We start from the raw sequence: 26,994 nt of genomic DNA on the forward strand, positions 1-26,994 counted from the left end.
CAGATGCTGGGCTCCTGCTCTTGCATATGGTTCGCAGGAGAGCACTATTATTGATGGGTTCATGACCCCGCCCGCAGAACCGCGTCCACGCGGACGCGGACACCGTGCGGAACCGCAGGAAGCGGAGCCTTTCCATGCATGTACCCGATGGTTTCATCGATGCACCTGTCTCCGTCGCCGCCGGCGTGTTCGCGGCCGGCGCGGTCGCTGTCAGCCTGCGCGGCGCGCGCCGCGAACTGGACGAGCGCACCGCCCCGCTCGCCGGTCTGGTGGCCGCCTTCATCTTCGCCGTACAGATGCTGAACTTCCCGGTGGCCGCCGGTACCAGCGGCCACCTGATGGGAGGGGCGCTGGCCGCGATCCTTGTCGGGCCGTACACCGCGGTCCTCTGCCTGTCGGTGGTGCTGCTGATGCAGGGCATCTTCTTCGCGGACGGCGGCCTCACCGCGCTCGGCGTGAACATCACCGTCATGGGCGTGGTCACCGTCGTCGTCGCGTACGGACTGTTCCGCCTTCTCACCGGCCTCCTGCCGCGCACCCGCCGGTCCGCGACCGCATCCGCGTTCGTCGCCGCTCTGGTCTCCGTGCCCGCGTCGGCCGCCGTGTTCACGCTGCTCTACTGGATCGGCGGCACCACCGACATCCCGATCGGCAAGGTTTTCACGGCCATGGTCGGCGTCCACGTCCTGATCGGCATCGGCGAGGCGGTCATCACCGCGCTGACCGTCGGCGCGGTCCTCGCCGTCCGCCCCGACCTCGTCCACGGCGTCCAGGGCCTGGCCGCCCCCCTCAAGCTCCGGGTCGACGGCGAACTGGTCGACGCCCCGGCCGCCACCCGCGAGTCGGAGCCCGCCGCCGCCCACCGGTCCACCCGCGGGTTCTGGATCACCGGCCTGGTCTCGGCCTTCCTCCTGGCCGGGTTCGTCTCCTTCTACGCCTCCGCCAACCCCGACGGCCTGGAACGGGTCGCCGCCGACCAGGGCATCGACGAGAAGGTGGAGGAGCACGGCGCCGCCGACTCCCCGCTCGCCGACTACGGCGTCGGCGACATCGCGAACGCCCGGCTCTCCGGCGGCCTCGCCGGGGTGATCGGCGTCAGCGGCACGGTCGTCGTGGGCACCGGCATCTTCTGGGCGGTCCGCCGCCGCAACCAGGAGCCCACCGAGGCCTCCCGCGACCACGAGAACGTCTGACAGGGGAGCGGGCCGACAGGGAAGCGGGCTGACGACATGGGAGCGGGCCACGCGCACAAGCTCTACCGGCACGGTCACTCGCCGGTGCACCGGCTGCCGCCGCACTGCAAACTGGCCGCCGTCTTCTGCTTCGTGCTCGTGGTCGTCTCCACCCCGCGCGAGGCGATGTGGGCCTTCGGGCTGTACGCGGCCCTCCTCGCCGCCGTCGCGGCCGCAGCCCGCATCCCCGTCGGCTTCCTGCTGAAGCGGCTGGTCATCGAGGTGCCGTTCGTCGCGTTCGCGCTGCTCATGCCGTTCGTGGTGCCGGGCGAGCAGACAACCGTGCTCGGCGTCTCCGTCAGCGTCCCCGGCCTCTGGGGCGCCTGGAACGTGCTGGCCAAGGCCACCCTCGGGGTCGCCGCCTCGGTGCTCCTGGCCTCCACCACCGAACTGCGGGCCGTGCTGCTCGGCCTCCAGCGGCTGAAGCTGCCCCCGCTGCTCGTCCAGATCGCCTCGTTCATGATCCGGTACGGGGACGTCATCACCGACGAGATGCGGCGGATGTCGATCGCCCGCCGCTCCCGGGGGTTCGAGGCGCGCGGCGTACGGCAGTGGGGCGTGCTGGCCACCTCGATGGGGGCCCTGTTCATCCGTTCCTACGAGCGCGGCGAGCGCGTCCACCTCGCCATGGTCAGCCGCGGCTACGCGGGCACGATGCCGGTGATCGACGAGGTGACGGCCACCCGCACGCAGTGGGCGTACGCGGCGGCCCTCCCCTTGCTCGCCCTCACCGTCTGTCTGCTGGGATGGACCCTGTGAATCTCTCTCCGAAGGATGCCGGGCCGAAGGATGCCGGGCCCGCCCCGTCGCTCGAAGTCAGCGGCCTCGCCTACGCCTACCCCGACGGCCACCAGGCCCTCTTCGGGGTGAACCTGGCCGTGGGGCGCGGCGAACGCGTCGCGGTCCTCGGCCCCAACGGCGCGGGCAAGACCACGCTCGTCCTGCACCTCAACGGCATCCTGGAGGCGGGCTCCGGCACGGTCCGGGTCGCCGGGCTCCCGGTGGCCAAGCGGCACCTCGCGGAGATCCGCCGCCGGGTGGGCATCGTCTTCCAGGACCCGGACGACCAGCTCTTCATGCCCACGGTCCGCGAGGACGTCGCGTTCGGCCCCGCCTCGGCGGGCCTGCGCGGCCCCGAGCTGGAGGAGCGCGTCCTGCGCGCGCTGAAGCAGGTCGGGATGGAGGATTACGTGGGCCGCCCGCCGCACCACCTCTCCTTCGGGCAGCGCCGCCGCGTCGCCGTGGCCACCGTCCTCGCGATGGAGCCGGAGATCCTCGTCCTGGACGAGCCCTCCTCCAACCTGGACCCGGCCTCCCGCCGCGAACTGGCCGACATCCTGCGCTCCTTGGACGTCACCGTGCTGATGGTCACCCACGACCTGCCGTACGCCCTGGAGCTCTGCCCGCGCGCGGTGATCCTCAGCGAGGGGGTGATCGCCGCCGACGGACGTACGCAGGACCTCCTCTGCGACGAGGAGTTGATGCGGTCGCACCGGCTGGAGCTGCCGTTCGGCTTCGACCCGCGTTCGGTCACCGTTCCCTCGCCGTGAACGGGCCGGCGTTCCATCGCCGTAAACAGATCGTGACAGCCTGAAGGGACCGCCGCCCCGGCGACCACACACCCCACCCGGCCGTGCACCATGGGGGGATGAGTGGGAGCGCGGGCGCGGGCACATCGGCGGGTACGGGAACGGGCGTGGACGTGGACGTGGACGTACGGGGCACGGTGGCCCCCGGGTTCGAACCGGTCCGGGACGCCTTCGTCCGCAACTTCGAGCAGCGGGGCGAGCGCGGCGCGGCCGTCGCCGTCTACCGGGACGGGCGCAAGGTCGTCGACCTGTGGGCCGGTACGAGGGACGTGGACGGGACCGAACCGTGGGCCGTCGACACCGTCCAGATCGTGCGCTCGGCGGGCAAGGGCATCGCCGCCGCCGTCCCCCTCCTGCTCCACCAGCGCGGGCAGGTCGACCTGGACGCGCCGGTCTCCACGTACTGGCCGGAGTTCAAGGCGAACGGCAAGGAACGCGTCCTGGTCCGCGACCTCCTGGCCCACCGCGCCGGGATCCCCGCCCTGGACCGCACCCTCACCCCCGCCGAGGCCGCGGACGGGGTCTCCGGGCCCGCCGCCGTCGCCGCGCAGCGCCCGGAGTGGGAGCCGGGCACGGACCACGGCTACCACGCCCAGACCTACAGCTGGCTCATCGGCGAACTGGTCCGCCGTGCCACCGGCCGCACCATCGGCCGCTGGATCGCGGAGGAGATCGCGCGCCCGCTCGGCCTGGACTTCTGGTTCGGGCTCCCGGCCGACGAGGCCCACCGCATCGGCCGCATCGGCCCGGTGGAGCCCCCGGCCCCGCCGGAGGCCTCCGGCGCCCTGCGCGTACGCCCCAAACGCTCGGTGGTCGAGGCCTACCGCGACCCGGACTCCCTCACCCGGCGGGCGTTCGGCGCGATCGACCCGTTCCCCGACGAGAACGACGACGCCTACCGTACGGCGGAACTCCCCGCCTCCAACGGCATCGCGACCGCCCGGGGCCTGGCCCACTGCTACGCCGCGATGATCGGCCCGGTCGACGGCCACCGCCGCCTCTTCGCCCCCGCGACCCTCACCCTGGCCCGCACCGAGGAGTCCTCCGGCCCCGACCGGGTCCTGGTCGTCAACACCCGCTTCGGCCTGGGCTACATGCTGCACGGCCCGGCGGCGCCGCTGCTGGGCCCCGGCTCGTTCGGCCACCCGGGCCGGGGCGGCTCACTCGGCTTCGCGGACCCGGAATGGGGCATTGCGCTGGGCTATGTCACCAACGGCCTCCAGAAGGGAGTCACCGCCGACCCCCGTGCCCAGGCGCTGGTCAGGGCAGTACGGTCGGCGCTATGACACGAGCCCGCTTTGATGGTTACAGCGTCCTGATCACCGCCGCCGGCCAGGGAATCGGCGCGGCAACGGCCCACCGCCTGGCGGCGGAAGGCGCCTCGGTCCTCGTCACCGACCTGGACGCGAAGCGCGCCTCCGACACGGCGGCGGCGATACGCGAGGCGGGCGGCACGGCCGACTCCCTGCCCTGCGACGTGGCGGACCGGACGGCGGTGGAGGCGGCGGTGGCGTACGCGGTCGAGACCTTCGGCCGACTCGACGTCCTGGTCAACAACGCCTACGCGGCCGGCCAGGACGAGAGGCTCTTCGAGGACGAGTCGGACGAGATCTGGGAACGCGACCTGGACATCACCCTCTCCGGCCCCTTCCGCTGCGCCCGCGCCGCGCTGCCGCACCTGGTGGCCTCGGGCCGGGGCGCGATCGTCACCATCGGCTCGGTCAACGGCGAACAGGACTTCGGCGGCCACGCGTACAGCGCAGCCAAGGCGGGCCTGACCAGCCTGACCCGTACGCTGGCGGGCCACGCGGGCCCGCGCGGCGTACGGGTCAACCTGGTGGCCCCCGGCACGATTCGTACGGCGGCTTGGTCGGGCCGTGACGCCGAGTTGGACCGCGCGGCAGCGCTCTACCCACTCGGCCGGGTCGGCACCCCCGAGGACATCGCGTCGGCCGTCGCCTTCCTCGCCTCCTCCGACGCGTCGTGGATCACGGGGACGACGCTGCGGGTGGACGGCGGGATCCTCGCGGTGAACACGGGCTTCCGGCAGGCGATGGCGTCCGGGGAGTAATTCCCTGGCAGGGCGTTGCGGACCGCCCCTACCCTCCCCGCATGATCATCACGTACGAACACACCGACAAGGCGGGCCGCCCCGTCACCCTCCACGAGGTCGACGCGGACAACTGGCGGGCGGTCGCCGACTGCGCCCCGCGCGACGACCAGCGCGACTGGGTCCCGGCGCTGGCCGCCCGCTACCTCGTCCTGACCGCCCGCGAGGACACCTGGAACTCCCTGGCGGTCCTGGCCGGCGACGAGGTGACCGGCCACATCATGTGGGCGCGGGACGAGGACGGTTCGTACTGGATCGGCGGCATGCTGATCGACGCAGCCCATCAGGGCCGGGGCATCGGTGGAGCCGCCGTACGCACCCTGGCGATGTGGCTGTCCGCCCGCCCCGGCTGCACGGCGGTCCGCCTCTCCTACGCCCCGTCCAACGAGGCCGCCGCACACCTGTACGCGTCCCTCGGCTTCCGCCCGACGGGGGTCGAGGAGGACGGGGAGGCGGTGGCGGAGTGGGGGTAGCGTTCCGCACCGGCCGGCTGCGCGTGCTCCATAATCCCGCTGTGGACCTATCCGATGAGGGGCAGCCGCTCGATCCCGCCTGGTACGAGATCAACAACAACGTGTGCGGTGGCCTGCCGGATGCCCCGAGCGCTTCGCTGGTGGCCGCGCGGTTCGTCGCGGCCGGCTGGAGTTCGAGGTCGGCATCCTGGGAGTCGTACGAGATCGAGACCAGTTGGTGCCGCATCGAGGTGGACCCGACCGAGGGCCACACCCTCCTGAACGGGGTCGTCGATCCTCAACGGTTCGCAGATCTGGCGGCCCTGCTGACTCGGTTCGGCCTGCGGTTCAGTCTTGAGCTCTATGACGAGGAGGGGGAACTGCTGAGGGAGATCGGACCCGGAGCTGGGACATGACCGCCTCCGGTGTGCCGGGCAACCCGGCCGCCAGAGTGAGCGCGGCCTCCACGTGTTCGGCCGGGGCCGCCCGGTCCGTGTGCACCGCCCGTACGAGCTGGGCGTCGCCCATCGGGACCAGGCAGTACCGCCAGGCCGAGTGGCCGTGGGACCGGGCGTAGCGGACGGTCAGCAGCTCGGCCGGGGTCAGCGGGGCCGCGGTGCGCAGGAGGACCGGGGCCAGCCCCGCCTGCCTGACGTGGTGGCAGATCTGCTCCGGCTCGACCTCGTTGCGGCGGTGGTCGTCGTGCACCTGGTAGATCAGGCCGTACACGAGCAGCGCCTCCCGCTCGGTGGGCGGGCTCGTCAGCCGTACGTCCTGCCAGTAAGCCTCGACGGCGGCCGCGTCCACATGGGGGCGAGGCCCGGAACCGTCCGTGGAGGTCGCCAGCCTTACGGCCCCGAGGGCGACGGACGTCTCGGAGAGCGGGCGCCAGTAGCCGAGCAAGCGCGCGGCCTCGGTCTCCGCGCCCAACTGCCGTGTGAGCAGGGCGGCGAGGGCGTAGTGCGGGCTGTCGGGGGCCGGTGGAATCCCTCTGCCGGGCACGGGCGCCTACTGCTCGTGGCTCAGGATCATCAGCCGTTCCGGATCCGGTACGGGGGTGAACCCGACCTTCGCGTACAGCTCGTGCGCGTCCAGCGTGGCGAGCATCGTCCGCTTGAGCTCGTACGGGGCGAGGTGGTCGCGGACGGCGGTCGCCAGTCGGCCCCCGAGCCCCCGGCCGCGGTGTGCGGGCGCCACGTAGACATCGCAGAGCCAGGCGAAGGTGGCCCGGTCCGTGACGACGCGGGCGTAGGCGACCTGTGCCCCATCGGGGCCGTAGACACCGAAGTTGAGCGACCCGCGTATGGACCGCTCGACGGTGTCGCGGCTGCGGCCGAGCGCCCAGAAGGCGTCCGTGGAGAGCCAGTGGTGCACGAGGCCGATGTCGAGGCGGCCGGGGTCGGTGTCGATCTCGTACCCGTTGCTGTCCCTGTCCCTGTCCCTGTATCCGTCTTCGGTGTGCGTGGTGGTCATGGGGTGGGAGCGTAGTCGGGGCGCGGCAGACTGGGCCCATGGACTCAGGACTCGCCGCACTGCTGAGCGCCGCCGTCGGTTCCGCCGCCACCCTCGGGGCCGCGATCGTCAACGTCCGTTCCCAGGCGCGGTCCCAGCACGCCCAATGGAGCCGCCAGCACCGCCGCGACGCCTACGCCCGGTACCTCAGCGCTCTGCACGACCGCGATATGGCCATGGACGCCGTCCTCGACGCGCTGCGCTCGGACCGGCCCGATCTGCCCGGCCTCGACGAGAAGACCGGCCGCTTCGTCACCCTGCCCCGTGAGGTCCACCGTGCCTGCGAGATCGTCATCCTCGAAGGGCCGGAATCCGTCGCGGGCGCCGCAGAATGCATTGCCGGTGCCTCCAGCGATCTCTCCCACGTCATGCGGCGGATGGCCGAGAACGCCCGCGCGGGGGACATCACCGGCAAGGCCGAGGACATGGCCCTTGCCGCCGAACGGGAGCGAACCCTCTACCAAGCGGTCAAGGACTTCCGCCTCGCGGCCCGCAGCACTCTCGGCAAGGCCACCTGAGGTCCCGCTCAAGCGGCGGTGGCCCGGTGCTCGTCCTCGGTTCGGCAGTCGCGGCAGTGGCCTGGGGTGGGGGCACGGAAGGCGCGTTCGCAGCCGTCGCAGGTCTGGAAGGGGGTGACGGGGTTGCGGCGGGCCGGTGGTGGCGTGAGGTCGTGGGCGCCGGGGAGGGGTGGTGGGAGGAGGACGGTGAGGCGGTGTTTGACGAATTGGTAGGGGTAGTTCACGGGCTCCGGTGCGTTGGTGGTGAGGGTGTGGCGGATGGTGTCGGGGTGGGCGTCGCGTTCGAGCCAGGCCGCGACTCCGGGGACGAGCTCCCGGACGTGTTCCTCGGAGAGGGTGAATCGGGGCGCGTGGTGGCGTAGGTCGCTGAGGAGTGCGGTGGAGATGCGCTCCAGTTCGGGGGTGAGCTCGCGGGGCCGGGGGAGGGGCGGCCGAGGAGGTTTGGGTGCGGTCGGGGGCGGCACGAGGCGTACGAAGGGTGGGGCGGTGGCGGGGGCGTGATCCTGCGGCTGGGTGGCCGCTCCCGGCGCGGTGGCCTGGGGCGTGGGCGGGCCTGGTGTCGGGACTGGCTCGGGTGATGCCTCAGGCTCGACGGTCGGCTCCGGTTGCGGCATCGGCTCCGGCACCGGAACGGGTGTGTCGATCGGCCGGGCGGTGGGCGGCAGTTGGCACGGGGACGCCGCAGCTCGGGGCCGTAGCAGCGCCGCCGGCTGGTTGCAGAACACCGTACGGGTCACGATCCGGCCGTTCGGCAGCCGCGTGCGGGCCCGTTGCAGGTAGCCGTGGGTCTCCAGCTCCCGCAGGGCGGCGGCGATGAGCTTCTCGCCTTCGGGGAAGCGGGCGGCGAGTGCCTTGATACCGACCTCGGTGCCCTGGGGCAGGGACTGGATGCGTACGGCGAAGCCCACGGCGGTCGTGCTCAGGCCGGGGTGCTGGGCGAGGTCGTTGCCGACGACGGTGAAGCGGTCGGTGTGCCGGATGACGACGTGGATCACGCCACGGGCCGGGAGAGGCCCGGGAAGCTCTGTCAGGGCGCGCGTGAGCGCAGTATTCTGCGAGGTATCCATCGGGAAGGTGCTTTCTTCCTTGGTGGTCAGGCCCTCGATCGGGATTGCAGTCCCGGCCGGGGGCCGACGTATGTGCTGGTCTGGTGGCGTGAGCATATGCCTGCCAACCGGTGCGAAATCCAGCTCAGTTGGCAAATCTCACCCGTGTGGGTGACGAGCCCCCGGGGTGTGTCAGGTGAAGGCCGGGCTGGGTTTGGTTGGGTTATTTCTCCTGGTTCTTTAAGTAGTTGATGTCCCGGGTCACCACGTCGCGGTGGAGCGCGATCCGGTGGGCGCTCTTCGCGGGGGTACCGGGTCGCACCCGCGCACGACCCGGTGGCGAGACCGTCACCGTACGAGGTCGATCTCTGCCCATACGGTCTTGCGCGGTACGGGTCCGGGGGGCGATGCCCCAGTGGTCCGCCAGGGCCTCCACGATGAGCAGTCCGCGCCCGTGTTCGGAGTCGTCCTCGGGCGCTTTGACGGCACCCGGACCGGGAGGGGCGCTGTCGCCCCGGGTGTCGGTGACCTCGATCCGCAGCGTCCGCCCGCTGACGGCGAGGGTGAGTTGGAAGTCCCGGCCCTGTACGCGGCCGTGGACCGGGGCGTTCGCCGCGAGTTCGGCGACGATGTGCGCCGCCGATTCCGAGGGGAGCCCCCAGGCGCCGAGATGGGCCACGGTGAGCAGCCGGGCTAGCCGGGCGCCCCGGCGGGTGGGGGAGAGCAGGACGGTGAATGCCCGGTCGGTGGCAGGGGGTTGGGTGCAGACGATGTCTTGGTTCATGTCACTCAGCGTGGCGGTGTCTGCGTACCGTTCCCAGTGGCAGAGCGCTTGCGTACGGCCACTGTCCAACGCTTGTCCGGCCTTGTCCTGGCTGTCGGGGGTGACGCTCCGGGGATGTACGCGGTTGAGGAATGAACGGCACGCACGACTTTGAAGTGGGGCCCACATGAGCGTGGTTGGTGACGGTACGGGGTTTGGCGACGGTGGGGTGGACGAGCCCGGCTGGGAGGTCGACCCGGACGATGAGTCGGGCGCAGCGGTGGTTGCCGCCGTGGGCCGCCAGATCAAGGCGTGGCGCGAGGCGGCGGACATGCGGGCGGCTGAGTTCGGCGCGGCGATGGGGTACGGGGAGGACCTCATCTACAAGGTGGAGGGCGGCCGGCGCATCCCCCGCCCGGAGTTCATGGACGGCGCGGACGGGGTGCTGGGGGCAGGCGGGAAGCTCGCGGCGATGAAGGCGGACATCGCGGAGGTGCGGTACCCGAAGAAGATCCGGGAGCTGGCCAAGCTGGAGGCCGCAGCAGTGGAGTTGATGGCCTACAGCAACGGCAGTGTGCACGGTCTGCTGCAAACGGCCGAGTACGCACGCGCATTGTTCGCGATGCGCCAGCCCGTTTACCCGCAGGAGGAGATCGAACGGGCGGTGGCCGGGCGTCTGGCTCGACAAGCCATCCTCGAACGGAAGCCCGGTCCGACGCTCGGATTCGTCCTGGAAGAGGTGGTGCTACGCCGCCCGCTCGGAGGCAAGATGGTATTACGCCGCCAACTCGAACACCTGCTGACGGTGAACGAATTGCGGAATGTGACGGTTCAGGTGATGCCGATGGATCGCGAGGAGCACGCGGGAATCGACGGGGAGATCCAGGTGCTGAAGTTCAAGGACGGAACCTCAGTGGGACGTTCGGACGGGGCGTTCGGCGGGCGGCCGGTCTCGGATCCGAAGCAGGTCCGAATCCTTGATCTGCGGTGTGGCATGATCCGGGCCCAGGCTCTCACCCCTCGGGAGTCGACGGGCTTCATCGAGCGAGCACTAGGAGAGACATGATGCGCAAGCTGCCCGCCGGGGACACCTCCGAACTGTGGTGGTTCAAGAGCAGCTACAGCGACAGCAGCAACCCCAATGACTGCGTCGAGGTGGCGACCGCCCCGAGCGTCGTCCACGTCCGCGACTCCAAGAACGCCCAAGGCCCCCGTCTCGACCTCTCGGCCGCCGCCTGGGCGGCTTTCGTCCCGTACGCGGGCGGGGACGAAAGCCGCTGATTCCGGCCTCAACTCCGGTGCCGCATCAGGCCGGCACGGCAGGCATCACTTCACCACGACGTGATCCCCCGGCGACGTCGACGCACCGGTGGTCGTATTGCCGTAGTACGCCCAACGCCACGTGCCCGTCTTCGACGCCTTGACGGTCGTCTTGAGGGTGCCGGAGCCGTTCGCGTACACCTTCTTCACCGTGGTGTAGGAGGCGGCACCGGAAGGCTTGAACTGCAGGGCCACATGCCGGCCTCCGTACAAGGCGTACTTCCTGGTCTCCCAGTTGGCCCGCGTCACTTTCCCGGTCACGGTGAGGGTCTTGCCCCTGGCCACCGGTTCGGGCGAGGCGTTGACGGTCAGGCGGGAGTTGCGCTTGACGTGGACCGTCAGCCCCGTGGCGTCGACGTCTTTGCTTCCGTCCTTGAAGTACACCTCGCCCGCGACCTTCCAGACCCCGGCCTCACTGTTGCGCATCATCCACAAGCTCGGGTCGAAGTACAGCGTTTCCTGGATGTCGCAGGAGCCGACCCGCTGGGGGCAGTCGTTCGTCCCGATGTCGTGCCGCAGTGCGTCATCCGCACCGTTGCGGTAGAGGTACACCAGGGGACCCCACTTCCAGGTGCGCGTGGTCACCACCCGGAAGGAGGCCGGTATCGCGACCTCCTTCGACGTCCCGATCACGATCGGTTTGCCGCTGTTCACCTGGACACGGCTGAACGAGGCCCCACCCTCGGCCGCCCCGGCCGGCACCGCGGCCACGGCCGTGAACACCGCCGCCGCACCACCGGCCACGACGGCTCTCCAGACCTGCTTCCCCACCTGATCCCCGATCTCCCTGCGGAAAGGCGCCGGAGGCTCATCCCTCCAGCGCCTTACAGACAGCCGAGGGCCACCCGAGGTTGTGGACCGGCACATCACGATGAGGCATCGAGCCGCCCCGCCTCCCGTGAGGCGGACCAGCCAGTGCGCCGCAGTGTTCAACTCGTGTGCAGCATCAGCCCGATGCCCACCACCATCAGCCCCGCCGCCGCGATCCTCGGTGCCCCGAAGCGCTCCTTGAAGAACAGCGTGCCGATCGCCGCGCCCACGATGATCGACGACTCCCGCAGCGCCGCGATCGGGGCGAGCGGGGCCTTGGTCTGGGCCCAGAGGACCAGGCCGTACGCGACCACCGAGAGGGCCGCGCCGAGCAGGCCCCGTACCGCGAACGGGCGCAGCTGGGCGGCCAGTTCCGCGCGGCGGCGGTAGTACGCGTACGCCGGGATCGCCAGGCCCTCCAGGATCATCAGCCACGCCACGTAACCCAGCGGTGTGCCGGAGGCCCGGACCCCGACGCCGTCCACCGTCGTGTACCCGGCGATGGCCAGGCCCGTGCCCAGGGCCGCCACGATCGCGGGCCAGTGCGGGCGTTTGCCGGAGCCCCGGATGCCCCAGAGCGCCAGCCCGACCAGTCCGGCGGAGGCGACCGCGACGCCCGCCGTCGCCCACGCGTCCGGGCGTTCGCCGACGAAGACCGCCGCCAGGATCGTCACCACCAGCGGGGCCGTGCCCCGGGCGATCGGGTACATCTGGCCGAAGTCGCCGAGGGTGAACGACCGCATCAGCAGCATCATGTACGCCACGTGCAGTGCGGCCGAGACCAGCAGGTAGGGCCAGGCCCCGGCCGCCGGGAGCGGGGCGAAGAGGGCCAGTACGGCACCGATCAGCAGGCCGCCGCCGGAGATCAGCGTGAAGGAGAGCAGCTGGTCCTTGATGGCGTGGGCGATGGCGTTCCAGCTGGCGTGCGTTATCGCGGCGATGAGGACCGCGAGGGCGACCAGCGGGGTCACTTCGGAAGCTCGCGCACATCCGCAACCGTCGCGCCCGCGTGGGCGATCAACGTCTTCGGGTCGAGCGGGAACACCGTGTGCGGAGTACCCGCCGCCGCCCACACCACGGCGTGGTCCAGCAGGCGCCGGTCCGCCAGTACCCGGGTCCGGGTCGCGTGGCCGAAGGGCGGTACGCCCCCGATGGCGTACCCGGTCGTCTCCCGGACCAGGTCCGCGTTCGCCCGCGCCACCTTCTGCGCGCCCAGCTCACGCCGTACCAGCTCGACATCCACCCGCGAGGCGCCGTCCATCAGGACCAGCACCGGGACGCCGTCCGCCGTGAAGACCAGGGACTTGACGATCTCGCTCAGCGCACAGCCGACCGCCGCCGCGGCCTCGGCCGCCGTACGGGTCGCGTCGGGGAAGCGGCGCACCTCGACCTGGAGGCCCAGCTCGGCCAGCGCCTCGGCGAACCGGGGGTGGGCATGGGAGACGGGGGCGGTGGCCGAGGACGGCTCGGAGGTCTCGGGGGTGTCGCTAGTGCTCATGGCTGCACGCTAGCGGTCGGTGCATGGTGCATGCGAGGGGGTTCCGGGGGGTGGTCCCGCGACCCTTCCCGTGCGCCCCCGCGCCCTTTCGCCAGGTCATCCGGCCAATCCGGGGACGGTCCCTGGCCGGAAGTGGCGAGTGCTGATCGCGGTTTCCTCCCTTCGCGCGACAGTGATGGGGCGATATGTACAGGAAAGTGCGACAAGGGGGAAATAATGTTGCGCATCCACTTCACCGCCAGAGACCTGGAGTACGTCCGCATCGCCCGGGGCCCGGACCCGCTCTGGGAGATCGTGTGCAGCGTCTGCCGGCTCCAGACCGACGAAGGCCGGATCGCGTTCGGGCCGTGGCGGCGCGCGGTGACACCCCTGCTGCGAGGCGGCGGAGGGGGAGGTGGGGGCGGGGCGGACCGTGCGGTCGCGCTCGCGCTGCGCAGCCTTATGCCGTGCGGCCCGTACATCCCCGACTTCCTGACGCCGGCCGTGGACGGCGGCAACGCCGACCTGCGGCAGGGCGTGGACCGGGTGCTGTCGACGCCCCGGAGCCGGCTCCGCCGGGAGTTCACGCTGCTCACGGAGTCGGAGGCGCGGACCCGGCTGCTCACGGGGCCCGGGTCGGGGGCGGGCGCACCGGTGCGGCCCTTCGCAGCGGAGCAGCTCGCGCGGGGCGACGCGGCGGCGCTCCGGGCGCTCGGGGGCCTGCTCACGGCGTACGACGCGGCGTTCGTCGCCCCGTACCGGCCCTGGATCGACGCGGCGGTGGCCTCGGACGTCGCCTGGCGCTCGCGCGAACTCGCGGCCGGCGGGATCCGGGCGCTGCTGGAGACCTTCCGGCCCATGGCCCGGTGGAGCCCGCCCGTACTTGAGGTGACGTACCCGGTCGAGCGGGATCTCCACCTGGCCGGGCGCGGCCTGCTCCTGGTGCCGTCGTACTTCTGCTGGCGCAAACCCATCACGCTCTTCGACGGGGCGCTGCTGCCGGTGCTGGTCTACCCGGTCGAGAAGCCGGTCCAGCCGCCCACAGCCGCCTCGGACGCCTCGCTCGCCCGGCTGCTGGGGCCGACGCGCGCCGCGCTCCTGTACGAGGTCGCTCTGCGCGGCTGTGCCACGACATCCGAACTGGCCCTCGCGGTGGGCTGCTCGCTGCCCAACACCTGCCAGCAACTGGCGATCCTGCGCGAGGCGGGCCTCGCCGCCTGCCGCAAGGAGGGCCGGTGCGTGCTCCACCACCCCACGCCGCTCGGGCGGCGACTGCTGGAGACGGCCGGGACCGGCCCGGCGGAGGAACCGCTGCCGATGCCCCGGCCCGCGACGGTTTCACCCTGATGAAAGGGTGCGGCGCGACCGGCCGGTCCACTGCCACGCTTCTGCCATCCGGGCGGCCGGCCTGCGGGAGGGAACGCCGCAGGGCGGCCGCCCGGACCGACCGGAATCACCCGTCCCACAGGGGAGCGCCGGGTCCAGGGGCCCGGGGCAGGGAGGAACGAAATGCGCAGTTTCGTACGAGCGGCAGTGACGCTCATGTTCACGGCGGGGGCCGTGCTGGCGACGGGAGCGGGGGCGCAGGCCGGCGCGTCCGACACCCGGGATGCCCAGGACACCTACGCGGGATGCCGGTCCGGGCACGTCTGTATCTACCCGGGCGCGTCCTGGAACGGCAACCGGCCGGAGGCCACGTACTTCCGGTACGGCGTCTACAACCTCGACAACCAGACCGGCACCCACCGGGTGTTCAACAACCAGACCGGCGGGGCGACCGTGCAGCTGTGCACGGGGTACGACGGGGTGGGCTGCGGGGAGAAGATGCCCACGTGGACGTACTGGGACGTGAACCTGACCCCGATCAACTCGATCAAGCTCGCGCCCTAGCCGTCCCACGGCTGTAACTCGGGTGACCGGGGGCGGGGGTGCTCCTACCCTCGCCCCATGGACGCGGACTTGGGCATGGGCGAGCAGTTGCTGAACGTGGTCGATGTCGAAGCGACCTGCTGGGAGGGGCAGCCACCGCCCGGCCAGGTGCACGAGATCATCGAGATCGGCCTCACCGTCGTCGACCTGCGCGCGGGGGAGCGGGTGGCGAAGCACCGCCTGCTGGTGCGCCCGGCCCGCTCCGAGGTCAGCCCGTTCTGCACGGAGCTGACCGGCCTGACGCAGGCGGAGGTGGACGGCGGCCTGACCTTCGCCGAGGCGTGCCGGGTGCTGGCCGCCGAACACCGTACGGGCCTGCTGCCGTGGGCCAGTTGGGGCGACTACGACCGCAAGCAGTTCACGCTCCAGTGCCGGCGGACGGACACGGAGTACCCGTTCGGCCACCGCCACACCAACGCGAAGGCCGTCTTCACCACTTCGTACGGGCTCCGCCGCCGCCCCGGCATGGCCCAGGCGCTGGAGCTGGCAGGTCTGCCGCTGGAGGGTCGTCATCACCGGGGCGACGACGACGCGTGGAACATCGCCGCCCTGGTGCTGGACGTGGCGGGGCGGGGGGACTGGGAGACCGAACCGTAGCAGCGTGATCATTCAGTTGCGTAAAGTGACAGATTGATAACCGGCTGGGTGATCGGACCCCTCGCGTGGTCCTGTCCGGCCTACTCTCGCAAGGACGGGAACCGGCCAGGGGGAGACGGCCCGGGCCCGCGACTCAGGGGGTGGGTCATGAGCGATGCCGGCCATGAGCAGGGCACCGGTGACGAGTTCGACGTGCTGGTCCAAGTGGCTTCCTTGGACGGCAACCGACAGATCAGTGCCGGCGCGGCGCTACCCGAAGCGCTCGCGAGCAGGCTGGACGACATCCGGGCGGCCATGCGCGTCGGCGGACAGTCCGTCCTCGCGGGAGCCGACGCCCTTCCACCGGACGAGAAGTGGCGGCTGAGTGAGCTGAGCGCCACGTTCGGCATCACCTTGACGGCCGAGGCCGGGGTGATCGTCTCGAAGGCGACAGCCGGCTGCACCTTCGAGGTGACCCTCACCTTCCAGCGCGCGGAACCGGCCGCCGATGGCTCCTGACAGCCCCCTCGGGCGCGTCGTCGTCACGCGGGAGAGACAGCCCGCGAGCACGGGCGGCGCCGTACTGGTCGAACCCCGGTCGGTGCTCACGGCCCTGCACGTGGTCAAGGGCGCGCCGCCCGACCGCATCCGGTTCCGCTCCGGCGGACGGGAGCTGGCGGTGACGGCCGTCCGGGAGGCCGCCGGCCACGACATCGCCCTGCTGACCCTCGGCGAGGACTGCGGACCTGGCGCGGTTCTGTCCACCGCGACCCTGGGGGAGCGGTGGTCGGTGCCCGTGCCCAACCAGGCGGCGGGCGCCCACCTCTCCGGCGGAATCAGCGCGGTGGGCCGTACCGACTTCACCGACTCCTACGGGAACACCGCCCGCGTCCACCAACTGCGGGTCGACGAGGAACTGAAGGGGTTCGGCGGGTACTCCGGCAGCGGTGTGATGGTCCCCGGCAGGGGCGACGCCGTGGTCGGCATCCTGATCGAGCAGCAGCCCGAAGTCCTGGACCGGCGTGAGGCGGGCGGGCGCGTCGCGAGCAACGTCCTGTACGCCGTCCCCGTCGAGGACGCCCTGGCCGCCGTGGGGCTGGCCGACGTCGTGGTCCGCCAGAACCCGCAGGGCGGCAGACCGGGAACGGCCTTCGCCATGGCCCACCAGGAGTACCGGCTGCTGACGGCCGCCGCGGACGTGGACGGCCGTCTTCCGGCGGGGGCCGCCCTGCCTCCGTTCGACCGTTTCACCGAAGCGGCGGGCCAGTTGGCCGAGACGCTGGAGGCGATGTACGCGTACGGCTGGCAGCCCACCGTGGTGCTGACGCCGACGCTCACCCTGGGCGAGTGGAGCAACCTCCTGCTGCGGTACAAGGCGTCCGGTCCCGGCCCCGGCTTCGGCGGAGTCGGGGTGGCCCGCAGGATGTCCTTCGACCTGCCCGCCGGAGTCGTTGCGCTCCAGGACGCCGAACCGGGCGCGACGGGGGCCGACGTCCCCCGCAGGGCGTGGGGCCTCACCGTGGTCAACGACTCGGTCACCCCCGCGCTGCCGGGCGTCCTGGCCCCGCGGACCGAGATCCGCGGGCCCCGCCTCCGTGCCACGGCAGGGGCGCTGGCGGCGCTCCCCGGACTGCACAACCGGCACCTGGACGCGGGAGAGACCGTCCGGGCGGCGAGCCCGACGATGGGCGTCTACCTGTCCCTCCAGTGGCGCCGGCTCCACCACGCCGCCGGGCCTGCCGACGAGTTCAGCCGGACGTTGCTGCGCGACATCATCCCGTTCCGCTTCGTCGGACGCGGCAGCGGCTACGCGTACTGGGACGACGGGGTCCGCCACTCGGAGACGAACATGATGAACGACCGTTACTACGTGCACAGTTGTGTCGCGCTCGGGCGGGGCGACCGGAAACTCTCCCGGCGGGGCGTCAGACCCGCGGTGTCCCGGACCGTCACGTGGTGAGCGGCGTGCTGCGCAGGCTCGGGGCATTGGCCCTCGGAAGCTGAGACGGACCGCACAGCACTACGGGGGTCCTTCCGGTACCCGCGCGGGCGGGCACCGGAAGGACCCCCGGAGGGTCCGCTCCGGCCTCAGCCGCCCGCGCGCAGCACCTCTGCCACCACCGGGCCCGCCGCGTCGCCGCCGTGGCCGCCGGTCTGGACGACCGCCGCCGCGGCGAGATCGTTGCTGAAGCCGGTGAACCAGCTGTTCGAGGTCTCCTGCCCGTCGACCTCGGCCGACCCGGTCTTGGCGCCCTTGTCGCCACCCACCGCGGCCATGGCCTTGGCGCCGGTGCCCCAGGCCGCCGTGGCCCGCATCATCGTCTTCAGCTGCTGCGTGACGGAGGGGGACAGCGAACGCGAGGCCTCGGCCAACTGCCGGTTGTCCAGGGACTTCGGGACGATGACCGGCTGCTGGAAGGTGCCGGTCATGGCGGTGGCGGTGATGGACGCCATGTTGAGGGCGTTCATCTGGACGGTGCCCTGCCCGATGTACTGGGCCGCGGCCTCACCCTCCACCTCCTCCGGCACGCTGCCGTCGGTCGTGACGACGCCCGTCTTCCAGTCCAGGCCGATCCCGAAGACGTCCCGGGCCTCCTTGGCGAGCGCCGAGTCGTCGTCGACATCGTCGATCAGCTTGATGAAGGCGGTGTTGCAGGACCGGGCGAAGCTCTGGGTGAAGGTGGAGCCGTCGGGCAGCGAGAACTTGTCCAGGTTGTGGATGGTCCGGGTGTAGTACCTGGCCTCCTTGGGGCATTCCGCCGCCCCGTTCGCGGTGACGAGCCCCTTCTCCAGCAGCATCGCCGCCGTCATGATCTTCAGCGTGGAGCCGGGCGCCTGCTTGCCCTGCAGCGCCGCGTTGAACCCGGTCGCCGGGTTGTTGGCCACCGCGCGGATCGCCCCGGTGGACGGCTTCACCGCGACCACCGAGGCTTGCGCGTACTTCTTCACCGCCCGCTCGGCCGCCGCCTGCGCGCCGGCGTCGAGCGTCGTCTGCACCTTGCCGGGCTTGCCCTTGGCCAGCGTCAGCAGGTTGATGTCAGGCTGGGCCTCGTCCGCGGGCTCGATCCAGGTCTCGATGCCCGGCGAACCGCCCGCGCTCTCCCCATACTTCTCGCGAAGCGTGTCCAGGATCGGCCCGAGCGAGGGGTACTTCTCCTTCGTCAGCACCGCGCCGTTGCGGTCGACGGCCTCGATCGTCGGTGTCGACGACTCGCCGGTCTTCAGCGTCGCGCCCTCGGTCAGCTGGGGGTGCACGACGGTGGGGGCCCAGTCGACCAGGGCCTTGCCCGTCGTCAGCCCCCGCACCACGGTCAGCTCCGAAGCGTACGACAGGGGCTTGGACTTCCCGTCGTGCGAGACGGTGGCCTTGACCGTGTACGGCACCTTCGTGCCGACCGCCGGGCCCGGGGTGATGTTCACCTTGCCGATGTGCGCGGCCTCGCCGTACGAGGCGAGTACGGGCTCCGCGCCGGCCTCGTTGTTGGTGAGCAGGGCCGCTCCCGCCGCGTCCCCGGCCGCCCAGGCGTCGAGGAAGCCCTTGGACGCCTGGGCTATCTCCTCGGCGCTCGGCGGCCCCGTCTTCACCTCGGGCGTCGCGTTCCGGGACGCCACGCTGCCGTCCCCGCCCCCGTCGCTCCCGAGCACGCTGTATGCCCCGTAGCCGATGCCGCCGGCCACGAGGACGAACACTCCGCCGACCACGGCGACCTTCGCTCCACTGCGCATCTGTGCAGTCCCCCTCCCCAGGAGTGCCCCCTGAACACGTTCAAGGGGCAACTGTGAGGAACCCTAAGGGGTTGCCGTGAACAGTGAGGGCGTTGTTACCGGACCGGAATGCTTGGCTGGAAAGCGCTCTCCGGGCGGCGGGTAAGCGCGGACTGTGGCCGTCTCAGCTCTCGGTCAGCGCGATCAGTACGTCGGGCGTGACGCCGGCCGTTGCACCGGGCGGGCCCGACGGATCCCCCGGGCCTCGGGTGCCGGGTGTTCCGCAGTCCTTGCGGACCGAGGTCTGCGCGCGGCGCAGCTCGTCGACCGCATGGTCCTTCAGCTTGCGCAGAACGAGGAACCCTCCGCCGCTGACCACGCTTCCCGCGCCCGAGACGACGGCCGCCACCGTGTCGCCGAATATCACGTGCCCGAGGGCGAGGACGAGCGTGATGGTCAGGGCCGCGGAGATCGCGTACAGGAGGTTCCAGAACCTCTGCACGTTCTTCCGTGCGCGGTGGAACTCCTCGATCGCTATCGCACAGGGGACGGAGAGGCGGACCGCGGAGTCGTCGGTCACCGGCAGGTCTCCTCTTCCGGTCGCGCCACGCGATGGCCCTCCTGGGCCTTCAGGCGGTAGTAGCCGCTCAGCCACGGCGTCTCGGTGGCAGGTGAGACGACGGACTCGGGAACCACTTCGATCCCGGCGCGGCCGACCGCGTCGATCTTCACCGGGTTGTTGGTCATCAGGCGTACGGCGGCGACGCCGAGGTCCCGCAGGACCACCCCGGCTCCGTCGAAGGACCTGGCGTCCGACGGGTAGCCGAGCGCCGCATAGGCCTCGGCCTGGTTGCACCCGTGCTGCTGGGCGTAGACCGCCGCCCGCATCAGCGCCGCGTGGCCGTTCCCCCGGCCGTCCTGGTCGAGGAAGACCAGGATGCCGGCGCCTTCCCGCTGCATGTGGTTGCAGGTGATGTCCAGTTGTTCACGGCAGTCGCATTCCGCACTCCACAGATAGTGCGCGGCGAAGCAGGCGGAATGGATTCGTGCGAGCGGTGCGGGTGCCTTCTTCCAGTTCCCGATTCCCATCACCACGATGTCCGAGTTGGTGTATCGGTAAAGTAATTCGTCGACGACGCCGAAGAGTGTCTTGAGTTGCCGGCTTGCCAGGAGATCGACCGATGCTGGTCCGCTCATTTCCGCTGCCCCCTCGGATATTTGATCAGGTAGCCTTGCGGGACCACTTCCAGGGAGTGTCCTCCATGAGGGAAATGCCCACAAGATGGCTGCAGTTGCCTGTCTCTGAAAATAGATCGCAGTCGCAGGTCCATCTTCCGTTCCACGTTACGGTGCGCGTGGCGCTTTCGGACCCGAATTGAATAGTGACGGACCGGATCCGATCGGGCTCTTCGGCGTAACGCAAAGCCTTGGCAATCTTCCGGGCGGGCAGCCCCTCGACCCCTGCCAGCATGTCGGCGATCGCCTCGCCGGCCTGCCCGGCGGAGGTGATGGGTGTGCGAGGAGTGTGGCGCTGCTCCACCTGGGCCCTCACCCACTGCCGGGCATCCTCGACGATCTGCGGAAAGCCGAGCTGTCCGGCCCGCTCCACGGTGGCCGTTATCAGCGACGCGGAGTCCTTCCACCGTCCCTCCGCATAGGCGATCATCGCTCCGGCAAGGTCGGCGAGAATCTGCCAGAACGGATCCTCCATCTCCTGGGCGGCCTGCTGACAGCGATTCTGGTAGCCCTTCGCCTCCGGCAGACGCAGGCGACTGAGTTCCAGAAGTGTCAGCTGGTAGAGCGGGGGAGCCAGGAAATTCTTGAATCCGACGGTTTCCGCTCCGGAGAGGACGAGATGGTAGGCCCGGTCGGCCTCCTCCAGATCGCCGTTGCTCTGCCACACGCGCGCGATCTCGTGCTGTGCCTTGATCATTGATCGCACGTCGTTGGTCTTCCGCCGGTACTCGATGACCCACTCCAGGTCGGCCACGGCCTCCGGAATCCGCTGGAGCCGGAAATAGGCCTTCGCCCGGTGGTGCCGCAGCGTGGCCACGACGTCTTCGGGAGCCTCGGCCACGTACTCCTCGGCCGCTTGGTAGAAGTCCAGACTGGCGGTGTATTCACGGCGCCGGTAACTGACTTGCCCCAGCGCGCGCAGTGCCTGCAGTTTCCGTCCCGGCGGCGCTTGCGTGGCCAGAACCTGCTGGAACGCCTCCGCGGCCGTGTCGACCCGCCCCAGCTTGTAGTAGCTCTCGCCGAGGACGAGGCCGAGCTGACCGGCCGCGTCCCACTCCCCGGTCCGCCGCGCCGCCTCGAAGGACACCTTGGCCAGCAGTTCGACGTCGGCGAACGAGCCGGACAGGCGGAAGGAACCGTTCTTGTGGAGGAGCGCCATGCCCAGTTCGGCGGCCTCGCGGTCCAGGGCCAGCTCATGGCAGAGCTGCGCGACCTTGCTGACCCAGAGGGCGTCGTTCGTCACGGAAAGGGTGTCGGCGCGGGCCCGGTCCAGCGCGTATTCGAGCAGGGCGAGGGCCGATTCCCTGCGTTCGGACGCCGGGGCGGGCCCCACGTGGTCCTGCGCCACGCGGAGAAAGTCGTTCGACACCGAGAAGTAGGCCTCCGGCAGGTGCCGGGGCACTGCCTGCACCTCGGAGACCCACAGGACGCGGGCCCGGCGCAGTGCGGAGGCCGCGGTCTCGAAAGCGCTGTGCGCGTCCGGGGTGGAGGCGGACGGAGCCGAGCGGGTGAACGCGGCGAAGACGGCCTCACGGGGCACGTGCGGCCCCGCCGCGACCAGGCACCGCGCCAGTCGCTTGGCGGGCTTTCCGTCCGTGACCCGTTCGACCTGGCGCGCGAGCCCCGCCCGTGGATCCCCCGAGCGCAGCAGCGTCCGGAGCCGGTCCTGGCCCACCCCGTTCTCCACGTCACCGGCCACCAGACCGAGCCGCCCGGGGAGGAGGGGAACCAGCTCCAGCACCCAACGGTGCTTCTCCGCACGCGAGGACCCCAGAGCCTGCTCCAGGATCGCGTACGCGTACTCCTTGGACAGGGCGCCGAGTTCGACCGTGTGCTCGTCGGCGCGCGCCCTGCTGTCGGGCGGTCCCGCACAGCCGATGATGACGCGCGCCCTGGTCTCCGGCCCCTCCCGCAGCAGTTCCAGGAGCCGCTGCTGTGCCGGGGCGGGAGCCTTCTCGAAGTTGTCGACGAGAACGAGCGCCCCGTCCGTGTCGAACCACGCCCGCACGTGGTCCCACGTCTGCTGCACCTCGCCCTGGGGCGAGGTGAGGACGCGGTCCGCGACATAGCGCAGATCGACTTCCGCGGGAGGCGTGGGGAACATCCAGTTGAACTGGGCGCCCGCGGCTCGGAGGAAGGAGGAGACACCCGCGAGCGGCGGCCCCGTGACCCAGGCGACGGGTGCTGAAGCACCCGCCATGAACGGGTGGAGATCGAGCAGTTGCTGCTCACGGCCGATCGTCCGCGGAGCCTGGTGCCTGCGGCGCGCGGCCACGAACGAGCGGTCCACACCCACCGTGCCGGGGACCGGCCGGGGCAGGGGAGTGGTGCCGTCGATGAAGTGGTACGGGGCCTGACCCGCCACCTGCCGGGCGAAGGAGACGGCGGTGTCGAAGCCGGCCCGCAGGTCGCCCGTCCCGAGGGCGATCGGGTAGAAGCTGGAGACGAAGCGGGCCGCCGCCTCGTGGGAGAGGTACTCCTCCGTGCAGACGACATCGGCCTCGCACAGCTCGGCGATCACCCGGCCGATCCCCTCCGTGTCGCAGCCGTTGAGGACGAACAGCGCCACCTCCGGGTCCGCCAGGGACTCCGCCAGCGAGTCGGAGCCGACGTGCACGCGCGCGCCCCGGTGGTCCTCCAGCTCCACCAGCTCAGGCCCCCCATGGCCCACGAAATGGACGATGTGGGGCTTCTCGCGGCGGATGGCGAGGCGGATCCGGTCCAGGCTCGCCGGTGTCACCGCGCTCACGGACGCGCTGACACCGGCGGCGCGCAGCGAGGTGAGGAGAGCGGAGGACTCGTCGTCGACGGCCACCGGAGCGTCCGAGTCCAGCGGCGCGGACCCGACGAACAGCACCCGGATGGTGTCCGCGGTCACGGCCTGCTCGATTCCGGCGCGAGGAGTGCCCGCAGATAGTGGCTCGCGGCCTCCACCACGGTGTCCCGGTTGCCGAGGGTCAGCGGGATGACGGCGATGTCGGAGGAGTCCCGGAGACCTGAGATCCAGGGCTCGTCGGCCAGCGCGATCGACGCCAGCAGCGGCACGTCCGATGCGACGATCTCCTCGACCAGATGCCGGAAGACCGCGGACCGGGCCTGCATCGGCCCGATCTCGTCGATCACCATCAAGTGGGCGGTGGGCAGGCCCGCTCGCAGCGAGGGGCAGGCCACCTTCTCCAGGAACTCCAACGACAGGCCGAGCCTTCGCGTGCCGTCCGGGCGCAGCGTGCCGAAGCGTACGTCCCCATCGATGTCGGGCGAGGCCAGCACCCCCGACTCCCCTGACGGCACGAGTTCCAGCTTGAACCCCTGCCTCTTGCCATCGACGCGGATCTCACCGGAGTGCAGACCGTGGACGCCGGTGAGCTCCAGCGCGTCGGTGACCTTCCGTACCGCCGTGGACTTTCCGATTCCTGGCGGGCCGGTGAACAGAAGCGGCTTCATCCTGCGGGTCATCACTGTCTTTCTCTCAGCTGAAGAACGTGGGGAGGCTGGATCCGTGGTCGCCGCCGTAGAGGCTGGGGCACTGCTCGCCCTTCGTCTTCCTCAGAAGGGTCTCCTGCAGCGAGGCGTACAGACGGGCGACGGAGACCGCCTCGGTGGGCCCGGCCGCGCGCAGCGTCCGCAGCAACGCCCAGGTGAGCAGTCCGTGCCCCAGGACGCTGCTCTCGTGGGCGTACTGGTTCTCCCCGCAGGCGGCCAGGATGATCCGGCCGCTGCCGCGAGGGGGAGGCAGCGAACGCCTCCGCAAGGGGCGCCCCGTCTGGAGCTTGCGCAGGTACTCCGGTCCGAGCACCGAACGGCCCTGAGGGTGACCGGAGAAGCAGCAGTCCAGCACCACCACGGCACTGGCGGCCGAGGACGACTCGCACATCTTCACCACGTCGGCCAGCCGGAGCGATCCGGACAGCGGATCCGAGGCCGAGGCGCCCGCGCAGGCGAGGAACAGGCCGTCGCCGTGCCCCGGCTCCTCCTCGACGACGCCGTGGCCCGCGAAGTAGACCAGCAGCAGATCGCCGGGCCGGGCCCCGGCGGCCTTGCTCTTGACCGCCTGCCGTACGTCTTCCGCGCGGCGGGGGGCGACGAAGAGGTCGCAGTCCGTCAGGTCGTGGACGCGCTGGGTCCGCAGTCCGCTGTGGAACGCCCGCGCGTCACTCTCGGCATAACGCAGCGGCCTGCCGAGCGGGCCGGTGCCATGGTTCGACCCGATGATGACGGAGCGCACCGCCGACATCCCGCCTCCCCTGAGCAGCCGCGGGCCAATGGGCTCGCATCATATGGGCGCGATCGCCGCCCAGGTCCGGAAATCGGCCGAACCGGCCCCGCCGGAAACGGAGATGGGGGCGGCTGCCGTCCCGCCGGACACTCCCGTCACACCAGCCCCCCTCGCGGCCGTCCGGCGCGGGCTTCGTGTTCTGTCATGCGTGCGGCCGGGCTGTCCCCGGTGTGACCCGCGGAGGCCCTCGGGCGGCCTGGGAACAAATTTTCGTTGTGGTGAGTGAACCGGGTTTTGCCGGGCACATGAATCAACGCAACGAGGTCCTGGCGACCATTCGGAGCCGGGACTTACCGGTGGGGTGCATTGAGGGCCGTTGTGAAGCGCAGACGCATCCGCGTCTGAATCCGACTTGACGATGGGAAAAGAAAATGATCGTCCTTGGACTTATTCTGCTTATTATCGGCCTGCTTGTCGGTATGGGGCTGCTGACGACGATCGGCGGCATCCTCATCCTGGTGGGTGCGATCCTGTGGATCCTGGGTGCGACCGGCCGCGCGGTCGGTGGGCGCAAGCACTTCTTCTAGCCTGAGGAGTTCAGGAGTTCTGCCGATCGAGCAGACTCCTGTACATGTGGATGTCCATGCGGAGGGGCCGCGACGATTCTTCGTCGCGGCCCCTCCGCATGATGTCGTGTATTTCCCTTTCTATGGGATCTCCGGCCACTTCCTAAACCCAGGTGTCCAGCCACATCCGGTCCCGCCACAGGTCCTCCGGGATCGACGTCCCGGTGTACAGCGGCCAGAAGTAGATGAAGTTCCAGACGATCAGGAGCACCAGCACGCCCGCCGCGATCGCGCCCAGCGTGCGGCGGCGTTCGCCCGTCGGGTCGCCCGATGTGAGGCCCAGTTCGGCCCGGGCGCCCTGGCCCGCCGCCGGGCCCACGATCGCGCCCAACAGCATCGTCACGGCCAGGCAGAGGAACGGGACGAAGACCACCGCGTAGAAGAGGAAGATCGTGCGCTCCTGGTAGAAGAACCAGGGCACCCAGCCCGCCGCCACCCCACAGGCGATCGCCCCGGCCCGCCAGTCGCGGCGGAAGAGCCAGCGCCACACCACGTACGCGAGGGCGAAGCACGCCAGCCACCACAGCAGCGGGGTGCCGATGGCGAGGACCTCGCTGGCGCACTTGCCGGTGGTCGACTCCTTGCAGCCCGCCTGCTCCTCGTAGAAGTACGAGACGGGCCGGCCCAGCACCAGCCAGCTCCAGGGGTTCGACTCGTAGGTGTGGCCCGAGGTCAGGCCCACGTGGAAGTCGTACACCTGGTTCTCGTAGTGCCACAGGCTCCGCAGCCAGTCCGGGAGCCAGTTCCATGAGGAGTTCTTGCCCTCGGTGGCCGCCCAATTGCGGTAGTAGCCCTTGTCCGTGACGATCCAGCCGGTCCACGAGACGATGTACGTGACGATCGCCACCGGCACCGTGGACACGAACGCGGGCACCAAGTCCCGGCGCAGTACCGCCATGTACGGCTTCACCGCACCCGCCGTGCGGCGCGCGCCCACGTCCCAGAACACCGTCATCAGGCCGAACGCGGCCAGGACGTAAAGGCCGTTCCACTTCGTGGCGAAGGCCAGACCCAGCATCACGCCCGCCGCCGACCGCCACGGCCGCCACCCCAGCCGCAGGGTCTCCGCGATCCGGGCGTCCGGGCGCAGCACCCCCTCCTCGTCCACCGGCAGCGCGTCGGCCAGTCTGCGGCGGGCGCGGTCCCGGTCCACCACCAGGCAGCCGAACGCGGCCAGCACGAAGAACATCACGATCAGGTCGAGCAGCGCGGTCCGGCTCATCACGAAGTGCAGCCCGTCCACCGCGAGCAGCAGCCCCGCCAGACAGCCCAGGAACGTCGAGCGGAACAGCCGCCGGCCGATCCGGCAGAGCAGGAGGACCGAGACCGTGCCGAGCACCGCCACCATGAAGCGCCAGCCGAACGGTGTGAAGCCGAACAAGTGCTCGCCGAACCCGATGATCCACTTGCCGACCGGCGGGTGCACCACATAGCCCGGGTCGGTCGGGATCGGGACGGAGGACGGATCCTTCAGGATCAGCTTGTCGACGTCCTTGGGCCACGAACCCTCGTACCCCTGGTTGACCAGCGCCCACGCGTCCTTCGCGTAGTACGTCTCGTCGAATATCACCGCGTGCGGCTGGTCCAGCTTCCAGAAGCGCAGCAGCCCCGCGACCAGCGTCACCAGCAGCGGGCCGCCCCAGCCGGACCACCGCACCAGCCGGTCGGCGACGTGCGGCGGGATCGCGAGCACCGACCACACCTGCCGCCCCGGCCGGTTGTACGGCGGGTCCAGCCGGTCGCGGAGAGGGGTCTCCGGGCGGGGAACATGGCCGAAGCGGCGCAGCCGCCGTTGCCAGGAGGTCGGCTGTTCGCCGAGCGGGTCCCCGGCGTCTTGGCCCCGCTGGGTCTCGGGCGCGGTACTCGTCACCGCGCCA

The 26,994-nt window shown here is 70.9% G+C and carries 29 protein-coding genes and 1 pseudogene; 16 read left to right on the forward strand and 14 right to left on the reverse strand.

The annotated features are described in order from the left end of the window. The first annotated feature begins 134 nt into the window (after positions 1–134). The 7 genes from ACK8N7_RS21815 (at position 135) to ACK8N7_RS21845 (ending at position 5,799) form a co-directional block, all read left to right on the forward strand. A complete protein-coding gene (locus tag ACK8N7_RS21815) occupies positions 135–1,193 on the forward strand; it encodes an energy-coupling factor ABC transporter permease (protein WP_500443801.1) in 1,059 nt (352 codons plus the stop codon). A 36-nt stretch (positions 1,194–1,229) separates the two neighbouring features. Continuing rightward, positions 1,230–1,991, forward strand: a complete 762-nt coding sequence (gene cbiQ / locus ACK8N7_RS21820; RefSeq protein ID WP_403212596.1) for a cobalt ECF transporter T component CbiQ — start codon at positions 1,230–1,232, stop codon at positions 1,989–1,991. After that, on the forward strand, positions 1,979–2,782 hold the full coding sequence (locus tag ACK8N7_RS21825) for an energy-coupling factor ABC transporter ATP-binding protein (protein WP_403212594.1): 804 nt from the start codon (positions 1,979–1,981) through the stop codon (positions 2,780–2,782). Before cbiQ ends, ACK8N7_RS21825 begins: the two co-directional genes overlap by 13 nt. Positions 2,783–2,940: 158 nt before the next feature. Next, positions 2,941–4,107, forward strand: a complete 1,167-nt coding sequence (locus ACK8N7_RS21830; protein ID WP_500445814.1) for a serine hydrolase domain-containing protein — start codon at positions 2,941–2,943, stop codon at positions 4,105–4,107. After that, on the forward strand, positions 4,104–4,892 hold the full coding sequence (locus ACK8N7_RS21835) for an SDR family NAD(P)-dependent oxidoreductase (RefSeq protein WP_403212592.1): 789 nt from the start codon (positions 4,104–4,106) through the stop codon (positions 4,890–4,892). The genes ACK8N7_RS21830 and ACK8N7_RS21835 overlap by 4 nt, the downstream gene beginning before the upstream one ends. A gap of 41 nt (positions 4,893–4,933) precedes the next feature. Further along, positions 4,934–5,404, forward strand: a complete 471-nt coding sequence (locus ACK8N7_RS21840) for a GNAT family N-acetyltransferase (RefSeq protein WP_403212590.1) — start codon at positions 4,934–4,936, stop codon at positions 5,402–5,404. A 41-nt stretch (positions 5,405–5,445) separates the two neighbouring features. After that, positions 5,446–5,799 carry a hypothetical protein gene (locus ACK8N7_RS21845; RefSeq protein ID WP_403212588.1) on the forward strand — a complete coding sequence of 118 codons (354 nt, stop codon included), beginning with the start codon at positions 5,446–5,448 and terminating at the stop codon, positions 5,797–5,799. On the opposite strand, the gene ACK8N7_RS21850 is transcribed toward ACK8N7_RS21845, so the two are convergent. Continuing rightward, complete coding sequence (locus tag ACK8N7_RS21850) at positions 5,732–6,385, reverse strand: hypothetical protein (protein ID WP_500443804.1); 654 nt, start codon at positions 6,383–6,385, stop codon at positions 5,732–5,734. The two genes, ACK8N7_RS21845 and ACK8N7_RS21850, sit on opposite strands and share 68 nt — an antisense overlap. Before the next feature lie 6 nt (positions 6,386–6,391). Then, a complete protein-coding gene (locus ACK8N7_RS21855) occupies positions 6,392–6,856 on the reverse strand; it encodes a GNAT family N-acetyltransferase (RefSeq protein WP_500443806.1) in 465 nt (154 codons plus the stop codon). A 38-nt stretch (positions 6,857–6,894) separates the two neighbouring features. Between ACK8N7_RS21855 and ACK8N7_RS21860 the strand changes: the two genes are divergently transcribed. Continuing rightward, complete coding sequence (locus tag ACK8N7_RS21860) at positions 6,895–7,413, forward strand: proline dehydrogenase (RefSeq protein WP_500443808.1); 519 nt, start codon at positions 6,895–6,897, stop codon at positions 7,411–7,413. A gap of 8 nt (positions 7,414–7,421) precedes the next feature. On the opposite strand, the gene ACK8N7_RS21865 is transcribed toward ACK8N7_RS21860, so the two are convergent. Both ACK8N7_RS21865 and ACK8N7_RS21870 read right to left on the reverse strand, forming a co-directional pair. Further along, entirely contained in the window at positions 7,422–8,480 is a 1,059-nt protein-coding gene (locus ACK8N7_RS21865) for a hypothetical protein (RefSeq protein WP_500443810.1), read from the reverse strand. Between the two features lie 327 nt (positions 8,481–8,807). Further along, positions 8,808–9,243, reverse strand: a pseudogene (locus ACK8N7_RS21870) (ATP-binding protein). A gap of 166 nt (positions 9,244–9,409) precedes the next feature. On the opposite strand from ACK8N7_RS21870, the gene ACK8N7_RS21875 reads away from it, so the two are divergent. Further along, positions 9,410–10,288 carry a helix-turn-helix domain-containing protein gene (locus tag ACK8N7_RS21875; protein ID WP_500443811.1) on the forward strand — a complete coding sequence of 293 codons (879 nt, stop codon included), beginning with the start codon at positions 9,410–9,412 and terminating at the stop codon, positions 10,286–10,288. Beyond that, positions 10,288–10,503 (forward strand): DUF397 domain-containing protein, encoded by a 216-nt coding sequence (locus ACK8N7_RS21880; RefSeq protein WP_403212574.1) that lies wholly within the window; start codon positions 10,288–10,290, stop codon positions 10,501–10,503. Before ACK8N7_RS21875 ends, ACK8N7_RS21880 begins: the two co-directional genes overlap by 1 nt. 45 nt (positions 10,504–10,548) lie before the next feature. On the opposite strand, the gene ACK8N7_RS21885 is transcribed toward ACK8N7_RS21880, so the two are convergent. The 3 genes from ACK8N7_RS21885 to ACK8N7_RS21895 form a co-directional block, all read right to left on the reverse strand. Further along, a complete protein-coding gene (locus tag ACK8N7_RS21885; RefSeq protein WP_403212572.1) occupies positions 10,549–11,313 on the reverse strand; it encodes a hypothetical protein in 765 nt (254 codons plus the stop codon). Between the two features lie 158 nt (positions 11,314–11,471). Continuing rightward, positions 11,472–12,323 (reverse strand): EamA family transporter, encoded by an 852-nt coding sequence (locus ACK8N7_RS21890; RefSeq protein ID WP_500443814.1) that lies wholly within the window; start codon positions 12,321–12,323, stop codon positions 11,472–11,474. Next, complete coding sequence (locus ACK8N7_RS21895) at positions 12,320–12,850, reverse strand: YbaK/EbsC family protein (protein WP_403212568.1); 531 nt, start codon at positions 12,848–12,850, stop codon at positions 12,320–12,322. Before ACK8N7_RS21895 ends, ACK8N7_RS21890 begins: the two co-directional genes overlap by 4 nt. A gap of 216 nt (positions 12,851–13,066) precedes the next feature. On the opposite strand from ACK8N7_RS21895, the gene ACK8N7_RS21900 reads away from it, so the two are divergent. The 5 genes from ACK8N7_RS21900 to ACK8N7_RS21920 all read left to right on the forward strand — a co-directional run bounded on the left by ACK8N7_RS21900 (position 13,067) and on the right by ACK8N7_RS21920 (position 17,294). Further along, positions 13,067–14,176: an ArsR/SmtB family transcription factor gene (locus ACK8N7_RS21900; protein ID WP_500443816.1), complete on the forward strand. Its 1,110-nt coding sequence runs from the start codon at positions 13,067–13,069 to the stop codon at positions 14,174–14,176. 162 nt (positions 14,177–14,338) lie between these two features. Further along, positions 14,339–14,719, forward strand: coding sequence for a hypothetical protein (locus tag ACK8N7_RS21905; RefSeq protein ID WP_403212564.1), 381 nt, complete (start codon positions 14,339–14,341; stop codon positions 14,717–14,719). Between the two features lie 57 nt (positions 14,720–14,776). After that, positions 14,777–15,355: a 3'-5' exonuclease gene (locus ACK8N7_RS21910; RefSeq protein WP_500443818.1), complete on the forward strand. Its 579-nt coding sequence runs from the start codon at positions 14,777–14,779 to the stop codon at positions 15,353–15,355. Positions 15,356–15,502: 147 nt separating this feature from the next. After that, positions 15,503–15,853: a CU044_2847 family protein gene (locus ACK8N7_RS21915; protein WP_403212560.1), complete on the forward strand. Its 351-nt coding sequence runs from the start codon at positions 15,503–15,505 to the stop codon at positions 15,851–15,853. Next, positions 15,843–17,294 (forward strand): S1 family serine peptidase, encoded by a 1,452-nt coding sequence (locus ACK8N7_RS21920; RefSeq protein WP_500443819.1) that lies wholly within the window; start codon positions 15,843–15,845, stop codon positions 17,292–17,294. The genes ACK8N7_RS21915 and ACK8N7_RS21920 overlap by 11 nt, the downstream gene beginning before the upstream one ends. Before the next feature lie 128 nt (positions 17,295–17,422). Here the strand turns inward: ACK8N7_RS21920 and ACK8N7_RS21925 are convergent, their stop codons facing one another. The 6 genes from ACK8N7_RS21925 to ACK8N7_RS21950 all read right to left on the reverse strand — a co-directional run bounded on the left by ACK8N7_RS21925 (position 17,423) and on the right by ACK8N7_RS21950 (position 24,509). After that, positions 17,423–19,060, reverse strand: coding sequence for a penicillin-binding transpeptidase domain-containing protein (locus ACK8N7_RS21925; RefSeq protein ID WP_403212556.1), 1,638 nt, complete (start codon positions 19,058–19,060; stop codon positions 17,423–17,425). A 163-nt stretch (positions 19,061–19,223) separates the two neighbouring features. Further along, positions 19,224–19,619 (reverse strand): hypothetical protein, encoded by a 396-nt coding sequence (locus ACK8N7_RS21930; RefSeq protein ID WP_403212554.1) that lies wholly within the window; start codon positions 19,617–19,619, stop codon positions 19,224–19,226. Then, positions 19,616–20,236, reverse strand: a complete 621-nt coding sequence (locus ACK8N7_RS21935; protein WP_403212552.1) for a GTP cyclohydrolase II — start codon at positions 20,234–20,236, stop codon at positions 19,616–19,618. The genes ACK8N7_RS21930 and ACK8N7_RS21935 overlap by 4 nt, the downstream gene beginning before the upstream one ends. 25 nt (positions 20,237–20,261) lie before the next feature. After that, positions 20,262–23,153, reverse strand: a complete 2,892-nt coding sequence (locus ACK8N7_RS21940) for a tetratricopeptide repeat protein (protein ID WP_500443821.1) — start codon at positions 23,151–23,153, stop codon at positions 20,262–20,264. Then, complete coding sequence (locus ACK8N7_RS21945; RefSeq protein ID WP_500443823.1) at positions 23,150–23,731, reverse strand: nucleoside-triphosphatase; 582 nt, start codon at positions 23,729–23,731, stop codon at positions 23,150–23,152. Before ACK8N7_RS21945 ends, ACK8N7_RS21940 begins: the two co-directional genes overlap by 4 nt. A gap of 13 nt (positions 23,732–23,744) precedes the next feature. Further along, positions 23,745–24,509 (reverse strand): caspase family protein, encoded by a 765-nt coding sequence (locus ACK8N7_RS21950; protein WP_500443825.1) that lies wholly within the window; start codon positions 24,507–24,509, stop codon positions 23,745–23,747. A gap of 413 nt (positions 24,510–24,922) precedes the next feature. Here ACK8N7_RS21950 and ACK8N7_RS21955 point away from each other — a divergent pair, with 413 nt between their 5' ends. Continuing rightward, positions 24,923–25,078: a hypothetical protein gene (locus tag ACK8N7_RS21955; protein ID WP_003968543.1), complete on the forward strand. Its 156-nt coding sequence runs from the start codon at positions 24,923–24,925 to the stop codon at positions 25,076–25,078. A 142-nt stretch (positions 25,079–25,220) separates the two neighbouring features. Here ACK8N7_RS21955 and ACK8N7_RS21960 read toward each other — a convergent pair whose 3' ends face one another. Next, a complete protein-coding gene (locus tag ACK8N7_RS21960) occupies positions 25,221–26,987 on the reverse strand; it encodes a dolichyl-phosphate-mannose--protein mannosyltransferase (RefSeq protein ID WP_403212543.1) in 1,767 nt (588 codons plus the stop codon). Positions 26,988–26,994: the final 7 nt, after the last annotated feature.

Source organism: Streptomyces griseobrunneus (genome assembly GCF_046713465.1).
GTDB lineage: Bacteria > Actinomycetota > Actinomycetes > Streptomycetales > Streptomycetaceae > Streptomyces > Streptomyces microflavus.

Excerpts from the sequence above, each read along its gene's own strand:
- ACK8N7_RS21815 (WP_500443801.1), top strand. The coding sequence starts at position 135 with ATGCATGTACCCGATGGTTTCATCGATGCACCTGTCTCCGTCGCCGCC.
- cbiQ (WP_403212596.1), top strand. The coding sequence starts at position 1,230 with ATGGGAGCGGGCCACGCGCACAAGCTCTACCGGCACGGTCACTCGCCG.
- ACK8N7_RS21825 (WP_403212594.1), top strand. The coding sequence starts at position 1,979 with ATGGACCCTGTGAATCTCTCTCCGAAGGATGCCGGGCCGAAGGATGCC.
- ACK8N7_RS21835 (WP_403212592.1), top strand. The coding sequence starts at position 4,104 with ATGACACGAGCCCGCTTTGATGGTTACAGCGTCCTGATCACCGCCGCC.
- ACK8N7_RS21840 (WP_403212590.1), top strand. The coding sequence starts at position 4,934 with ATGATCATCACGTACGAACACACCGACAAGGCGGGCCGCCCCGTCACC.
- ACK8N7_RS21855 (WP_500443806.1), bottom strand. The coding sequence starts at position 6,856 with ATGACCACCACGCACACCGAAGACGGATACAGGGACAGGGACAGGGAC.
- ACK8N7_RS21860 (WP_500443808.1), top strand. The coding sequence starts at position 6,895 with ATGGACTCAGGACTCGCCGCACTGCTGAGCGCCGCCGTCGGTTCCGCC.
- ACK8N7_RS21865 (WP_500443810.1), bottom strand. The coding sequence starts at position 8,480 with ATGGATACCTCGCAGAATACTGCGCTCACGCGCGCCCTGACAGAGCTT.
- ACK8N7_RS21875 (WP_500443811.1), top strand. The coding sequence starts at position 9,410 with ATGAGCGTGGTTGGTGACGGTACGGGGTTTGGCGACGGTGGGGTGGAC.
- ACK8N7_RS21880 (WP_403212574.1), top strand. The coding sequence starts at position 10,288 with ATGCGCAAGCTGCCCGCCGGGGACACCTCCGAACTGTGGTGGTTCAAG.
- ACK8N7_RS21895 (WP_403212568.1), bottom strand. The coding sequence starts at position 12,850 with ATGAGCACTAGCGACACCCCCGAGACCTCCGAGCCGTCCTCGGCCACC.
- ACK8N7_RS21900 (WP_500443816.1), top strand. The coding sequence starts at position 13,067 with ATGTTGCGCATCCACTTCACCGCCAGAGACCTGGAGTACGTCCGCATC.
- ACK8N7_RS21905 (WP_403212564.1), top strand. The coding sequence starts at position 14,339 with ATGCGCAGTTTCGTACGAGCGGCAGTGACGCTCATGTTCACGGCGGGG.
- ACK8N7_RS21910 (WP_500443818.1), top strand. The coding sequence starts at position 14,777 with ATGGACGCGGACTTGGGCATGGGCGAGCAGTTGCTGAACGTGGTCGAT.
- ACK8N7_RS21915 (WP_403212560.1), top strand. The coding sequence starts at position 15,503 with ATGAGCGATGCCGGCCATGAGCAGGGCACCGGTGACGAGTTCGACGTG.
- ACK8N7_RS21920 (WP_500443819.1), top strand. The coding sequence starts at position 15,843 with ATGGCTCCTGACAGCCCCCTCGGGCGCGTCGTCGTCACGCGGGAGAGA.
- ACK8N7_RS21925 (WP_403212556.1), bottom strand. The coding sequence starts at position 19,060 with ATGCGCAGTGGAGCGAAGGTCGCCGTGGTCGGCGGAGTGTTCGTCCTC.
- ACK8N7_RS21935 (WP_403212552.1), bottom strand. The coding sequence starts at position 20,236 with ATGAGCGGACCAGCATCGGTCGATCTCCTGGCAAGCCGGCAACTCAAG.
- ACK8N7_RS21945 (WP_500443823.1), bottom strand. The coding sequence starts at position 23,731 with ATGACCCGCAGGATGAAGCCGCTTCTGTTCACCGGCCCGCCAGGAATC.
- ACK8N7_RS21950 (WP_500443825.1), bottom strand. The coding sequence starts at position 24,509 with ATGTCGGCGGTGCGCTCCGTCATCATCGGGTCGAACCATGGCACCGGC.
- ACK8N7_RS21955 (WP_003968543.1), top strand. The coding sequence starts at position 24,923 with ATGATCGTCCTTGGACTTATTCTGCTTATTATCGGCCTGCTTGTCGGT.